The organism is Brevibacterium sp. S111 (assembly GCF_004745075.1).
Taxonomy (GTDB): domain Bacteria; phylum Actinomycetota; class Actinomycetes; order Actinomycetales; family Brevibacteriaceae; genus Brevibacterium.
In genome coordinates, this window is sequence record NZ_RHFH01000060.1 from 1 (window position 1) to 937 (window position 937).

1 protein-coding gene is annotated in these 937 nt (G+C 69.2%); it reads right to left on the bottom strand.

Annotated features, from left to right (window positions below):
- Positions 1-44: 44 nt before the first annotated feature.
- A partial coding sequence (locus EB836_RS18040; protein ID WP_135542825.1) for an ISL3 family transposase occupies positions 45-937 on the bottom strand: 893 nt, incomplete at its 5' end.

Here is a 937-nt window from a genome sequence, read left to right on the forward strand (position 1 = left end):
GGCTCTTCGCGGTTCGTGGTGAATGACCCTGCTGTGGCGGGTATTCACGCTACGGTTCTCGCGGCGCTGGTGAGCAGGATACGCGTCCGGTAGTTCTCCGCGTTGCGGAATCCGCGGCCGGTGCGTTTGATGTTCTTGATGCCGGTGTTGCCCGCTTCGACCTTCGCGGTGGTTGCGCCGGTGACGATGAGGACCTCGATGGCGTCCCACCAGGTCACGACGGTGTCGTAGAGCTTCGTGGCCTCGGGCATGTTCGCGATCTGGACGAAGTAGCCCATCCGCATCCGCTCCTGCCAGGCCTGGGCGAGAGTGTCGGTGGCCAGCAGGCGTCGGAGCTGCTCCTTGATGCCCCAGGAGGCCGAGAGCTCGTCGGTGGGGTCGTCGGTGCGGAACACCCTCTCCAACCGCTCCCACGCCCTCGGGGTCAGGGTGTCGCCGCCGCGCAGCAGCAGCATCCGGTGGGCCCAGGCCGGGTCGTCCTTGCGGCCCCGACGACCGCGATGGGTGCGGGCCAGGCGCTGCCTGACGGTGGTGACCATGTCGTTCCCGAGCTTGACCAGGTGGAACTTGTCGACCGAGACCGCGGCGCGAGGCAGCCAGGTCCGCAGCGCCTTGCGGAACGCGGCCGAGGGATCGATCGCGACGATCTCGATCCGCTCCCGCCACTGCTCAGAGCGCTGCGCGAGCCAATCCCCGACGGCCCTGGAGTCCCGGCCGTCGACGATGCCGAGGACCTGCCCGGTGGCCAGGTCGACCAGCGTCGTCATCCACGGCTCGAACCGTCTCCAAGCGCCCTCGTCGGTGCGGAACCAGCGCACTGACCGGTAGCGGTGCTCATCGACCCCCAGACGCCTGACCCGCACGTCGTCGACGTCAGGCAGGACCACTGCGGCGGCGCTGAGGGCGGCCTGGACCAGCCACCACGAGACGCCGTGGG